A 13,377-nucleotide genomic window follows, 5' to 3' on the forward strand; every position below is an offset into this window, starting at 1 on the left:
TACCTACAGGAGATAGCTGACCGGCTCGTTTCGCACCGGATGGGGAAAGACGCCCATGCCGACGCCGAAAATCGACTGCAGCTTGTGAGCCTGCATGATCTCGGCGGGCGTGCCTTCTGCGGTGATCCTGCCGCGGTTGAGCGCGATGATCGCGTCGCAATAGCGTGCGGCGAGGTTGATGTCGTGCAGCACGATGATGACGGTCAGCCCGCGTTCGTGGCTGAGTTCCTGCACCAATGAAAGAACGCTTGCCTGATGGGCGAGGTCGAGCGCCGACGTCGGCTCGTCGAGCAGCAGGCAGCGGGCGTCCTGGGCGAGCATCATGGCGATCCAGGCGCGCTGACGCTCGCCGCCGGACATGTTGGCGACGAGGCGATCGGCAAAATTCTTGAGCTCGGTGCGGACGATTGCCTCCTCGACCTTATTGCGATCGGTGGAAGTGAAGCGGCCCAGCGTGCCGTGCCAGGGAAAACGGCCAAGCGCCACGAGTTCGCGCACGGTCATGCCGTCGGTCGCTGGCGTGAATTGCGGCATATAGGCGACGTGCCGGGCAAATTCCCGGGCACCCCAATCACCGGCCGTCTTGCCGTTGAAGGCGATGGCGCCGGATTTCGGCGCGACCTGGCGGGCGATGATCTTCAAAAGCGTGCTCTTGCCGGAACCGTTCGGCCCCACCAGACCGTAGATACGGCCCTGCTGGAGCGTCAGGTCGATGCCGTGCAGGATGGATTTCGGCCCGATGGCATATTCGATTCCCGACAGGGCAAGGAAAGGCGAAGGCATGGTCTGCTCCAGGTTCGGCGCTGCGAAACGGGCTCGGGAGGGCGAGCCCTCCCTTTCCCTGCAAAACTAAACCAGAATTGTCAACTTATGCTTTCAGCTCGGCACTATTCGGGGCGCCCATTGGACGCCCATCGAAACCCTCAAGCGAAAATGGGGTTCAAATCAAGCCTTCGACAACCGAGAAACTCAGTCTGCTGTCCCCGAACAGGATATCGATCTCGCCGGGTTCGGTCAGTTCGATCGCGCCGCTCAACGTGCCTGTGGTGATCAGCGCGCCTGCATTCAACGATGTCTCGGGGCGCAGACCATCATTGGCGTAATCGACCAGCCAGGTGAGAACGTCGCCCTTTGGATGCTGAGCCGGACCATCGTAGATCGTGCGGCCGCCATGGGTGACCTTGAGCGGTGTGCCACCGGCGGTATCGACAGCGCTTTTGTCGAGCTTCGGGCCAAGCACATAGCCGCTATTGCCGAGGCGGTCTGATGTAAACAGCAGAAAGGAGACGCTGCCGCCTTCCCTGACGGCGCTGACCAGCAGTTCGGCGCCGAGATGGACGGCGGAGATCGCCTCGACCACGTCGGCGCGGCTATAGGCAGCGCCGGTGCGGATCGGCAGATCCTTGCCGAAGCGCACGGCGATCTCGGTTTCGAATTTCATGCCCGGATACCAGGGAATGCTCGCGCCCGAAGCGGCCTGGGCATAGGGATGCAGCGGAGCGGTGACCGCCTGACCCTGCGGCGAGACCGTCACCTTCCAGGCATTACTGGAGATGCGGTCGGCGGCAGTCAGGAAATTCTGCGCCTCCATCGCCTGATGCAGATCGGCCGGCAGCGCGAAAGTACCGGTTTCCTCCTGTCGGCCGGCCTGGCGCAGGCTGTGAAGCCTGGCTGCAAGCGCGCGCGGATCGAATGTCTCTGTCATGCTATTTCCTCGAATTGAATTTCGAGGGGCACACTAACGGCAAGGCAGGATCGAACAAGGGCGTTCTTGGGCCGTATCTGGAAAAGCTCTTATTCCATCGCCGCATACCAGCGATCGCGATAGGCGGCAAGCCCCGCGATCGCGGCCGGTGGTACATGCGTCTCGGCGCCGGATACCGGCCGGATGCCGGTGAGGAGGGCGGCACCCTGGCTGGTGCCGGTCGAGCCGGGAAGGGCAAGGACCTCGCGGCCGGCAAGCGCCGCAAGCAGCTTCAGATAGGCCTCGTTGAGCGCAAAAGGCCCCTCGACGATAACCGGTCCTTTGGCGCCGGTCAGTGCGAGACAGGCATCGGTCATCAAAGCGAGATAGAGGCATGCGGCGGCATGGCGCTGCTCGCGGCTCGCTCCTTCGGCACCGATCCAGCGGCTTGCCTTGCCGGGAAAAGGTCCGGAGCCGGGGGCGATGTTGGGCAGCAGCATCATACCCTTTTCGATCACGCGGCCGATCGCCGCCTGCGCGGCCTTTTCATCGACGGGACCGATCTCAGCCGAAAGCATCTCGAACTCCCGTCCGCCCATGAAACGCGAGGAGGGGACGGCCCGGCCATAGGCATCGACATTGGCGAGCGCATCGCGTTTGGCATCGAGGTGAGCGAGATCGCCGCCGACGCCGAAATTGATGACCCAGGTGCCGGTGGAGACGACGGCGAAGGGCGCAGTCCGGTTGACCAGATGCGGCAGCAGCGAGGCGTTGGAATCGTGAATGCCGCAATAGACCGGCACCGGTGCGGAAAGACCGAGCTCGGCGGCAATCCCGGGCAGGACGGGGCCGAGCGCATCGAAGGCGGAGCGGATCGGCGCCATCAGGCCGCGAATGTCGAGCTTATCCACCAGTGAGGAATAGTCTGATGTTTTCGGGTTCCAGAGGTCGGTATGGCAGCCGAGCGAGGTCAGCTCGTTGGCGGCGACACCGGTCAGCCGCGCCGTCCAATATTGCGCATAGGTGAGAATAGTCGCCACCTCGGCGAATGCCTCGGGAAAGGCGCTCTTCTGGTAGTGCAGCTGCGCGCCGACATTGAGACCCATCGCAAGGCGCGGCGAGAAGGTTTCGTCGAAGGCGGGGCGCAAGGCCGTATAGGCATCGCGGATCGCCTCGGGATATTCATGTTCGTAGTCGATCACAGGCATGGCGAGCCCACCGTCCCGATCGAGCAGCGCGGCTGCGGCGCCATGGGTGGTGATCGAAATGGCGTCGAAGCCCGGTTCCCTCGCCAGGTTCTTCAGCGCATCAATCGCGAATAACCAGAGCGCCTCTACGTCGTAATGCGGGTAGAGACCGGTCTTGATCGCAACGTTCGGCCGTTTCAGGACGGCGATCTCGCCGCCCGTCGCGCTGTCGAGCACGACGACCTTGGCATTGGTCTTGCCGATGTCGAGAACGGCGATGCGGCGATAGGAGGGAGCGGTCATGGCATATGGAAGAGGGTGACGAGGTCGCCTTGAACAGGCGAATTGTCCGGATTCGCAGCCATGATATCGGCCATATAAGCCCACCATTTCTTCATGACCGGATGCTCCGGCAGGCCCGCCATCGTGTGGTCGGTCGGCCGCGTCAAGACGCCGAACAGCGTATTGGTCTGACGGTCGAGATGGATGGAATAGTCGCTGGCGCCCGACTTATGCAGGAGATCGACCAGTTCCGGCCAGATTTCATCATGCCGCTTGCGGTATTCGGCTTCCATGCCGGGATTGAGCTGCATCTTGAAGGCGTGTTTTTCCAAAGTCATCGGGAACTCATGAGCTTGATGCGGCGGGCGATGATCGGGATGGCGATGGTGATGATGAGGAGCAGCCCGATGAAGATCGACATGACGATGCCGGGCACGTTCAACAGGCCGAGGCCGAATGTGACGAGGCCCATGACGAAGGCGGCGATGACGACGCCGCCGATCGTACCGGAGCCGCCGAGGATCGAGATGCCGCCGAGCACGACCATGGTGACGACCTCGAGCTCCCAGCCTTGCGCGATTGACGGCCGGGTCGAGCCGAGGCGCGAGGTGAGGCAGACGGCGGCGATGCCGCTCATGATGCCGGTCAGCAGGAAAAGGATGAATTTGACGCGCTCGACCGGGATGCCGGAGAAGCGGGCGGCGAAGTCGTTATTGCCGATCGCATAGACCTGCCGGCCGAAATTCGTCGCATGCAGCAGCACGGCGAAGGCTATCGCCAGCACGATGAACAGCACGAATTCGAAGGAGAACACCCAGACGACATAGCCCTGGCCGAAATAGGCGAAGTCGGCGGGATATTTGCCATAGGCCTGATCGCCGAGCACGATATAGGAAATGCCGCGGAAAAGGCTCATCGTGCCGATGGTGACGACGATCGACGGCAGTTTCAGCACCGAGACCAGAACGCCGTTGAAGATGCCGCAGACAAGGCCGGTGCCGATGCCGATCAGCACCAGGCCCGGCGTGCCGACGCCGAACTGGGCTGCCGCCCCCATCGCCGTCGAGGCGAGCGCGATGATCGCAGCGACAGACAGGTCGATCTCGCCTGAGATGACGAGCAGCGCCATGGCGAAGGCGATCATCGCCTTTTCGGTGAAGTTGAAGGTGGCGTCGGAGAGGTTCCAGGCATCGAGGAAATAGGGCGAGGCCAGGGAATTGAAGATGAAAATCAGGACGGCGACGCCAAAGAGCAGCACTTCCCAGCTGGCGACGATGCGGCGCAACGGCGTGCCGAGGCGATCGGGGATGACCCGTTTTTCGGGTGTGGACACGGTGCTCATGCTGCGGCCCCCGTTCTGATCTCGGCTGCTCTGATCTCGGCTGCGGCGCGGTCGCGCAGGATGATGCGGCCGCGGTTGCGTTCACGCCGGGCGTTGAAGGCGACGGCGAGAATGATGACTGTTCCGGAGATCGCCATCTGGGTGAAGGGTGAAATGCCGATCACCGGCAGCGCATTCTTAATGACGCCGAGGAAGAGCGCGCCGAGCACGGTGCCGGCGACCGAGCCGACGCCGCCGGCAATCGAGATGCCGCCGATGACGCAGGCCGCCACACTGTCGAGCTCGAAGCCGTTGGCGATATCGACATAGGCGACGGCATAACGCGACACCCAGAGATAGCTCGAAAGCCCGGCGAGCGCGCCTGACAGAACGAAGGCGAGGAATTTGGTCCAACCCGTATCGATGCCGGCATAGACGGCGGCGGTCGGATTGCCGCCGGTCGCATAGGCCGAGCGGCCGAACTGGGTATATCGGAGCAGCACATACATCAGGAGCACGATGATGATGCCGACCCAACCGAGAACCGGCAGGCCGAGGATCGGCGTGCGCGGCACCGACAGGAAGATCGGGGTCATCTGGTGGGCGTTGACCCAGGCGCCGCCCGAGAGCACGAAGGCCATGCCGCGATAGATGGTGAGCGTGCCGAGGGTGACGACGATCGGCGGGATTTCCAGCGCCCAGACGAGAAAGCCGTTGATGGCGCCGAGACAGGCGCCGATGACGATGGCCATCAGGATCAGCACGACGAGCGGCAGATCGGGATAAGCGGCATTCATCATCGCGATCGCCATACCGGTGAAGGCGAGATTGGCGGCGACCGACAGGTCGATCGATTTCGTCAGGATGACCGTCATCTGCGCCAGCGCCAGGATGATCAGGATCGAGGTATCGTTGAAAATGCTGGCGAGATTGTCCGGCGTTGCGAAATCGGCTGCCCGCGTCGAAAAGATCGCGATCATCACGACGATGATGAGGAACAGCAGGGTTTCGCGTTTTCTGATCAGTCTTGCCATGCTCTTACCTTATGAATGCGGGCCTTATGCATTGTGGGCCTCATGCATTGCCGGTGGCGGCGCGCACCAGCGCTTCCGGCGACAGTTCGGCGCGCTCGAACATCCCGGCGGCGAGCCCTTCCTTCATCACCAGAACGCGGTCCGACATGCCGATGATTTCGGGCAGTTCGGACGAGACCATGATGATCGACAAGCCCTCGGCGGCGAGTTCGCTGATGAAGCCGTGCACGGCGGCCTTCGAGCCGATGTCGATGCCCTTTGTGGGTTCGTCGAGGATGATGACCTTCGGCGACGTCGCCAGCCATTTGCCGATGACGACCTTCTGCTGGTTGCCGCCCGACAGCGTGCCGACCGGCACGGAAAGGGCAGCGGCACGCAGATCCAGCCGCTCGGCATATTTGCGGGCGAGCGCGAATTCTTCTGCCGCTCTGAGGAAACCGCGGCGCGAGGTGCGGGTGAGCGAGGGCAGCGTCATGTTCTGGAAGATCGGCATCGGCAGCGCCAGCCCGTGGCGGCCGCGTTCTTCCGGCACATAGACGATGCCGGCCCGGATCGCGTCCTGCGGCGAATGGATGGTGATCTCGCGGCCTTCGAGCATCATCGTGCCGGAGAGCGGCCGGGTGATGCCGAAGAGGGATTGGGAGAGTTCCGAGCGGCCGGCGCCGATCAGGCCGTAAATGCCGAGAATCTCGCCCTTTCGCAGGGTGAAGGAGATGTCGCGGAATTCGGTGCGGTGACTGTAGTTGCGGATCTCCAGCACCGGGCCGCCGATGGCGACATCGATCTTCGGAAAAGCGTTTTCGACGTCGCGGCCGACCATCATGCGGACGATCTCGTCCTGCGGCGTGTCCTTGAGTCGGCCCTGACCGATGGCGCGGCCGTCGCGGAAGACTACGAAATCGTCGGCGATCTCGTAAACCTCATCGAACTTGTGGCTGATGAAGAGGATCGCCTTGCCCTGTTCCTTCAGGCCGCGGACGATGCGGAAGAGATCGTCGATCTCCTTGCGCGAAAGGGCGGCGGTTGGCTCGTCCATGATGACGATGCGGGCCTCGATCGACAGAGCGCGGGCAATCGCCACCAGATGGCGCTGCGCAATGGAGAGGTCCTTGAGCCGGATCGTCGGATCGATATTGCTTTCAAGGGCGATGAGCAGCGCCTTCGAGCGGTTGTTCATCGCCTGCCAGTCGATGGTGCGCAGGCGGGTGCGCGGCGCGTGGCCGAGGAAGATGTTTTCGGCAACCGTCAGCTCATCGAAAAGTACGGTTTCCTGATGGATGGCGGTAACCCCGGCGTCGATCGCCGCCTGGGCGCTGGCAAAGGTCGTCGGCCGGCCGTCGACCAGGATCTCGCCTTCGTTCGGCCGGTAGATGCCGGTCAGGATCTTGACGAGCGTCGATTTACCGGCGCCGTTTTCGCCGATCAGCGCCGTCACTGTGCCGGGGTGGAGCGCGATGCTGACATTGTCGAGCGCCTTCACGCCCGGAAAGATCTGGGAGATGCCGCGCATTTCCAGAATGGCGGGCGCATCGCCGGTTTTGCTGTCCGTGACGGTCTGTTGGAAGGCGGCGTTCATCAGATTTCTACCAAATGTCGAAAGGGAAATCCCGGCGGCAAGGCCGCCGGGATCTTATTCGTCGGCTCCGGATCAGAAGACCTTGGAGAACTGGTCGATGTTCGAAGCGTTGTAGACGAAGGGGTCGGCCATGGCGGCTTCGCCATTGTCGCCAATCTTGATCTTGCCCATGCGGCCGGCTTCAATCTCGCTGCCCGGCTTGCCATCGGCATCACCCTTTGCCAGGTGATAGGCGATCTGCGTTGCAGAATAGCCGAGGTCGATCGGGTTCCAGATGGCGAATTCCTTCGTCGCGCCTGATTTGATCGCGCCAGCCATTTCAGAGGGCAAGCCGAGACCGGTGACGTAGACCTTGCCGACAAGGCCCTTGTCTTCAACGACCTTCGAAGCAGCCAGAACGCCGACCGTCGTCGGAGCGACAATGACCTTGACGTTCGGGTTGGACTTCAGCAGGCCTTCGGCTTCACGATAGGACTTGTCCGAGAGGTCGTCGCCATAAACCGTGGTGACGAGGTTGAGTCCCGGGAAATCCTTGAGCTGCTTCTTCATCTGGTCGATCCAGATATTCTGGTTGGTCGAGGTCGTGGTTGCCGACAGGATGGCGAAGTCACCCTTGCCGCCGTCGAGATGGTCCTTGACCAGCGTCAGGCACATCTTGCCGATCAGCTCGTTGGACGAGGGGTTGAGCTGCAGGATACGGCCTTCCGGCGCAACGCCGGAATCCCAAGAGATGACCTTTATGCCACGCTGGGCAGCCTTCTTCAGCGCCGGAACGAGCGCGTCCGGATCGTTGGCCGAGACGGCGATGGCGTCGACGCCCTGGGCGATCAGCGAGTTGATGACTTCGATCTGGCCTTCGGCCGTCGTCGACGTCGGACCGGTGTAGATGACCTCTACGCCGCCGAGTTCCTTGGCGGCTTCCTGGGCGCCCTTGTTGGCGGCGTCGAAGAAGCCGTTGCCGAGCGACTTCACGACGAGGCCGATCTTGATGTCCTTGGCGCTGGCAGTGCCGGCCATCATGGCGACGGCGAGCGCGACGCCGAGCGCAAGTGTCTTTGTGAGTTTCATGTACTTTCCTCCCTTAAAGATTAGACTTCCACACCTCGACGGCGCCTCATGCGACCGACGAGGAATCCTCCCTCACAGCCTGGGCCACCGGGCTTGCGACAACGAGCCGGACGCCGGCATTCTCGATCATGCGAGCCGCCTCGTCTGAAATCCCGTCATCGGTGATGACCACAGAAACGCGGTCGAGCGCGCAAAGAATGAGGCTCGACCGGCGATTGAATTTGCTTGAATCGACCATGACGACGAGTTCGTCGGCCTGGTGCATCAGCTTCTGCTCGCTCTGGATGATCAGGGCATCGGCCTCCATGATGCCGAGCGGGCCGACGCCCTGGGCGCCGATGAACATGCGCCGCGCATAAAAATTGCGGATCGCGTCATTGTCGAAAGGCGACAGGATCAGGCTCTGCTCGCGATAGATCGCGCCGCCCGGTACCGTCACCGTGTTTTTGGAATGTTTGACCAGATGTTCGGCGATGGCAAAAGAGTTGGTCATCACCTGCAGGCGATGGCCGGCCATGTAATGCACCATCTGGAAGGTCGTCGTGCCGCCATTGATGATGATGGCATCGCCCGCCTCGCAGAGATCGACGGCTGCGCGGGCGATTGCACGTTTTTTATCGATGTTGACTGATTCTGAAACCCGGAAGGGTCGGCCGGCAAGATTGCCGAGCTGTGGCGGATGCACCGCTTCGGCACCGCCGCGGACGCGACGGATCTTGCCCTGCACATGAAGAGCCGCAATGTCGCGCCGGATTGTCGCTTCGGAAGCTTCCGTCAGCTCGGCAATGTCCTGGATCGTCACCACGGACTTTTCCTGAACAGCGCTTAAGATGATGCGATGGCGTTCGCGTTCGTGCATTGGGCTCCTCCTCTTGTCACATTTATTTCGCATCCCTTAATGACTGTCAATCACAAACGATCATAAATTTTCATATTGCGATGCAGCATAATCGGATTTGATCGTTTTCGATTGACAAGCGCACTTTTGATGCGCGATACCGTGAGCGAAAGGGCGCGCTGATCGCGGCCCCTGACAAGCCTATATGGGAGGATGATATGGCGGCGAACGTCCGGCTTCTGGATAACCGGTGGGATGATGCATATGCGGCGGGCCTCGATGAGCCCGGCAAGCTGCTCTATCGCTCCAACCTGCTCGGCGCCGACAAGCGCATCACGAATTATGGCGGCGGCAACACCTCGGCGAAAGTGATGGAAACCGATCCGCTTGATGGCGGCAAGGTCAAGGTGCTATGGGTCAAGGGCTCCGGCGGCGATGTCGGCACCATCAAGCTCGACGGCTTCGCCACCCTCTACCAGGACAAGCTCGAAGCGCTGAAGGGCATCTATAAGGGTGTCGAAGACGAGGACCGCATGGTCGGCTTCCTGCCGCACTGCACCTTCAACCTCAATGCCCGCGCCGCCTCGATCGACACGCCGCTGCATGGCTTCGTGCCGTTCACCCATGTCGATCACATGCATCCCGACGCGATCATCGCGATTGCCGCCTCGAAGAATTCCCGGGAACTGACGCAGCAGATCTTCGGCGCCGAGATTGGCTGGCTGCCGTGGCGCCGTCCGGGCTTCCAGCTCGGCCTCGATCTCGAAGCCTTCGTCAAGGCGAACCCGAATGCCAAGGGCGTCGTGCTCGAAAGCCACGGCCTCTTTACCTGGGCTGATGATGCCAAGGCCTGCTACGAGTTGACGCTCGATATCATCAACAAGGCGATCGTCTGGTTTGCCGAAAAGACCGAAGGCAAGACGATTTTCGGCGGCGTGGTCACGGAGAGCCTGCCCGTTGCCGAGCGCCGCGCCATCGCTGCGCGGCTGATGCCGGAGATCCGCGGCCGCATTGGCAGGCAGGAGCGCAAGCTCGGTCATTTCGACGATCAGGACGCCGTGCTCGAATTCGTCAATTCGAAGGATCTGCGCCCGCTCGGCGCGCTCGGCACCAGCTGCCCCGATCATTTCCTGCGCACCAAGATCCGCCCGCTGATCGTCGATTTCGATCCCGCCAAGCCGGATGTCGACGCGATCGTTGCCGGCCTCGACCAGGCGCTGGAGGATTACCGCGCCGATTACGCCCGCTATTACAACGACTGCAAGCATGACAATTCACCCGCCATGCGCGACGCCAATCCAGTCATCTTCCTCGTTCCCGGCGTCGGCATGCTGTCCTTCGCCCGCGACAAGGCGACGGCCCGCATCGCCAGCGAATTCTACGTCAACGCCATTAACGTCATGCGCGGCGCCTCGACGGTTTCGGAATATCAGGGCCTGCCGGAGCAGGAAGCCTTCGATATCGAATATTGGCTGCTCGAGGAGGCCAAGCTGCAGCGCATGCCGAAGCCGAAGAGCCTCGCCGGCCGGGTGGCCTTCGTCACCGGCGGCGCCGGCGGCATCGGCCGGGCGACGGCCGCGCGCCTCGTCGGCGAGGGCGCCTGCGTGGTGCTTGCCGATATCGACCAGGCGGCGCTTGAGGGCACCGAGGCCGATTTCATCAAGAAGTTTGGCGCCGACGCGGTGCGCAGCGTCCGGCTCGACGTCACCAAGGAAGATGCGGTGATCGCCTCCTTCGCGGAAGCCTCGGTCGAGTTCGGCGGCATCGATATCCTCGTCTCGAATGCCGGCATTGCCTCCTCCGCGCCGATCGAAGCCACCGAGCTTTCGACATGGAACCGCAATATCGATATTCTGGCGACCGGCTATTTCCTCGTTTCGCGCGAAGCCTTCCGTCTGTTCCGCCGTCAGGCGCTCGGCGGCAACATCGTCTTCGTCGCCTCGAAAAACGGTCTCGCGGCTTCGCCGAATGCCGCTGCCTATTGCACGGCAAAGGCCGCCGAAATCCATCTCGCCCGCTGCCTGGCGCTGGAAGGTGCCGATGCCGGCATCCGCGTCAATACCGTCAATCCGGATGCGGTTTTGCGCGGTTCGAAGATCTGGAGCGGCGAATGGCGCGAACAGCGCGCCGCCTCGTCGAAGATCGAGGTGGACGATCTCGAGGAACATTACCGCAAGCGTTCGATGCTGAAGCTCAACGTGTTTCCGGAAGATATCGCCGAAGCGATCTATTTCCTCGCATCGGACCTTTCGGCAAAATCGACCGGCAACATCATCAACGTCGATGCCGGCAACGTGCAGAGCTTTACGCGGTAAGGCTTGGTCTCTTCTCCCCGGCGGGGAGAAGATGCCGGCAGGCAGATGAGGGGGACGCTGAGCGAAGCGATGCGTGTTCTGAGCGGAAAGCGAAGAACTATTGGCGTCATGCCGTGTCGCCCCCTCATCCGACCCTTCGGGCCACCTTCTCCTCGCTGGGGAGAAGGGAAGAGAGAAACAATCGGGAGGTAGAAATGGCCGAGTTCAGGATCGCGCAGGATCTGGTCGCGACGGAAAACGACAAGCGGGCGACCGCGCTGAAAGCCGATTACGAGGCGCTGGGTGCGAACCTTGACCGCCGCGGCGTCGATATCGAAGCAATCACCCGCAAGGTCGCGGAATTTTTCGTCGCCGTTCCCTCCTGGGGCGTCGGCACCGGCGGCACGCGCTTTGCCCGCTTTCCCGGCACGGGCGAACCGCGCGGCATTTTCGACAAGCTCGACGATTGCGCCGTCATCAACCAGCTGACACAGGCGACGCCGAATGTCTCGCTGCATATTCCCTGGGACAAGGCGGATGCCAAGGAATTGAGGGCCAAGGGCGATGCGCTCGGCCTCGGTTTCGATGCGATGAATTCGAACACCTTCTCCGATGCGCCGGGACAGGCCCATTCCTACAAATACGGCTCGCTCAGCCACACCAACGCGGCGACGCGGGCGCAGGCGGTCGAGCACAATCTCGAATGCATCGAGATCGGCAAGGCACTCGGCTCGAAGGCGCTGACGGTCTGGATCGGCGACGGCTCGAACTTCCCCGGCCAGAGCAATTTCACCAAGGCGTTCGAGCGCTACCTCGCCTCGATGGCGGATGTCTACAAGGCGCTGCCCGATGATTGGAAGCTCTTCTCCGAGCACAAGATGTACGAGCCGGCCTTCTATTCGACGATCGTGCAGGACTGGGGCACCAATTACCTGATCGCCCAGACGCTCGGCCCCAAGGCCTATTGCCTCGTCGATCTCGGCCATCATGCGCCGAACACCAATATCGAGATGATCGTCGCCCGGCTAATCCAGTTCGGCAAGCTCGGCGGCTTCCACTTCAACGATTCGAAATATGGCGATGACGATCTCGATGCCGGCGCGATCGATCCCTATCGGCTGTTCCTCGTCTTCAATGAATTGGTCGATGCCGAGCAGCGTGGGGTCAACGACTTCAACCCGGCCCATATGATCGACCAGTCGCACAATGTCACCGATCCGATCGAGAGCCTGATCAACAGCGCCAACGAAATCCGCCGTGCTTATGCGCAGGCGCTGATCGTCGACCGCAAGGCGCTCGAAGGCTACCAGCAGGACAATGACGCGCTGATGGCCTCGGAAACGCTGAAGCGCGCCTATCGCGCCGATGTCGAGCCGATCCTCGCCGAAGCCCGGCGCAGGGCCGGCGGCGCGATCGACCCGATCGCCGCCTATCGCGCCAGCGGCTATCGCAAGAAGATTGCGGCCGAGCGCCCGGCTTCGGTTGCCGGCGGCGGCGGTATCATCTGAACTTCGGTCGCTGGCAGCGTAGGGGTGCTTCGCTGCCGGCAACTGCGTTTACGGCTTCCAGGCGCCGGCGATCTGGCGGGTGGCGATGTTCAGCCGATTCCAGACATTGATATTGGCGATGGCGATGACGAGGGCCGCAAGGCTCTTGCCGTCATAGTGCCGCGTCGCCTCGTCCCAGATCTCGTCGGGCACGGGGTCGGAACGGTCGCTGGTGCGGGTGACGGCCTCGGTCAGCGCAAGGGCTGCCCGCTCGGCACCGCTGAAATAGGGCGTGTCGCGCCAGGCGCTGACGGCGAAAAGCCTTTCATCGGTCTCGCCGAGCTTCCTGGCGATGCGCGGATGACCGTCGATGCAGACGCTGCAGCCGTTGATCTGGCTGGCGCGCAGATTGACGAGTTCCAGCAGCTTCGGCGAAAGGCCAGCCTCGGCCGGCACCTGCGCAAGCGCCGTCAGCGCCTGCATGGCGGCGGGAAGCACCAGGGCGGGATTTCCCATTCTCTCCTGCATGACCAATTTTTCCTGCATGATATGTCTCCTTGATGCATTTTGCTCTTCGACGATCCGCCGGCGCTGTCACACCGGCCG

General features: G+C 62.2%; 12 protein-coding genes. 2 read left to right on the plus strand and 10 right to left on the minus strand.

Translation table 11 applies throughout. From position 1 onward, the window contains the following. Positions 1-3 precede the first annotated feature (3 nt). The 9 genes from ACS4RS_RS23290 to ACS4RS_RS23330 all read right to left on the minus strand — a co-directional run bounded on the left by ACS4RS_RS23290 (position 4) and on the right by ACS4RS_RS23330 (position 9,011). Entirely contained in the window at positions 4-783 is a 780-nt protein-coding gene (locus tag ACS4RS_RS23290) for an ATP-binding cassette domain-containing protein (RefSeq protein WP_439013630.1), read from the minus strand. A 157-nt stretch (positions 784-940) separates the two neighbouring features. Further along, a complete protein-coding gene (locus ACS4RS_RS23295; RefSeq protein WP_439013631.1) occupies positions 941-1,705 on the minus strand; it encodes a fumarylacetoacetate hydrolase family protein in 765 nt (254 codons plus the stop codon). Positions 1,706-1,794: 89 nt separating this feature from the next. Further along, a complete protein-coding gene (locus ACS4RS_RS23300) occupies positions 1,795-3,174 on the minus strand; it encodes an FGGY family carbohydrate kinase (protein ID WP_439013632.1) in 1,380 nt (459 codons plus the stop codon). After that, positions 3,171-3,491: an L-rhamnose mutarotase gene (gene rhaM, locus ACS4RS_RS23305; RefSeq protein WP_439013633.1), complete on the minus strand. Its 321-nt coding sequence runs from the start codon at positions 3,489-3,491 to the stop codon at positions 3,171-3,173. The genes ACS4RS_RS23300 and rhaM overlap by 4 nt, the downstream gene beginning before the upstream one ends. Next, complete coding sequence (locus tag ACS4RS_RS23310) at positions 3,488-4,495, minus strand: ABC transporter permease subunit (protein ID WP_439013634.1); 1,008 nt, start codon at positions 4,493-4,495, stop codon at positions 3,488-3,490. The genes rhaM and ACS4RS_RS23310 overlap by 4 nt, the downstream gene beginning before the upstream one ends. Then, positions 4,492-5,508, minus strand: a complete 1,017-nt coding sequence (locus ACS4RS_RS23315; RefSeq protein WP_439013635.1) for an ABC transporter permease subunit — start codon at positions 5,506-5,508, stop codon at positions 4,492-4,494. The genes ACS4RS_RS23310 and ACS4RS_RS23315 overlap by 4 nt, the downstream gene beginning before the upstream one ends. Positions 5,509-5,548: 40 nt before the next feature. Next, positions 5,549-7,084 carry an ATP-binding cassette domain-containing protein gene (locus ACS4RS_RS23320; protein WP_439013636.1) on the minus strand — a complete coding sequence of 512 codons (1,536 nt, stop codon included), beginning with the start codon at positions 7,082-7,084 and terminating at the stop codon, positions 5,549-5,551. A gap of 72 nt (positions 7,085-7,156) precedes the next feature. Further along, entirely contained in the window at positions 7,157-8,152 is a 996-nt protein-coding gene (rhaS, locus tag ACS4RS_RS23325; protein WP_439013637.1) for a rhamnose ABC transporter substrate-binding protein, read from the minus strand. 46 nt (positions 8,153-8,198) lie between these two features. Next, entirely contained in the window at positions 8,199-9,011 is an 813-nt protein-coding gene (locus tag ACS4RS_RS23330; protein WP_012555180.1) for a DeoR/GlpR family DNA-binding transcription regulator, read from the minus strand. A 197-nt stretch (positions 9,012-9,208) separates the two neighbouring features. Here ACS4RS_RS23330 and ACS4RS_RS23335 point away from each other — a divergent pair, with 197 nt between their 5' ends. Both ACS4RS_RS23335 and rhaI read left to right on the plus strand, forming a co-directional pair. After that, complete coding sequence (locus tag ACS4RS_RS23335) at positions 9,209-11,305, plus strand: bifunctional rhamnulose-1-phosphate aldolase/short-chain dehydrogenase (RefSeq protein WP_439013638.1); 2,097 nt, start codon at positions 9,209-9,211, stop codon at positions 11,303-11,305. A 194-nt stretch (positions 11,306-11,499) separates the two neighbouring features. After that, a complete protein-coding gene (rhaI, locus tag ACS4RS_RS23340; protein WP_439013639.1) occupies positions 11,500-12,792 on the plus strand; it encodes an L-rhamnose catabolism isomerase in 1,293 nt (430 codons plus the stop codon). A 48-nt stretch (positions 12,793-12,840) separates the two neighbouring features. Here rhaI and ACS4RS_RS23345 read toward each other — a convergent pair whose 3' ends face one another. After that, a complete protein-coding gene (locus tag ACS4RS_RS23345) occupies positions 12,841-13,299 on the minus strand; it encodes a carboxymuconolactone decarboxylase family protein (RefSeq protein ID WP_439013693.1) in 459 nt (152 codons plus the stop codon). Between the last annotated feature and the right edge of the window lie 78 nt (positions 13,300-13,377).

Origin of the sequence: Rhizobium sp. F40D2, from assembly GCF_051810745.2 — a bacterium.
In the GTDB taxonomy this organism is placed as follows: domain Bacteria; phylum Pseudomonadota; class Alphaproteobacteria; order Rhizobiales; family Rhizobiaceae; genus Rhizobium.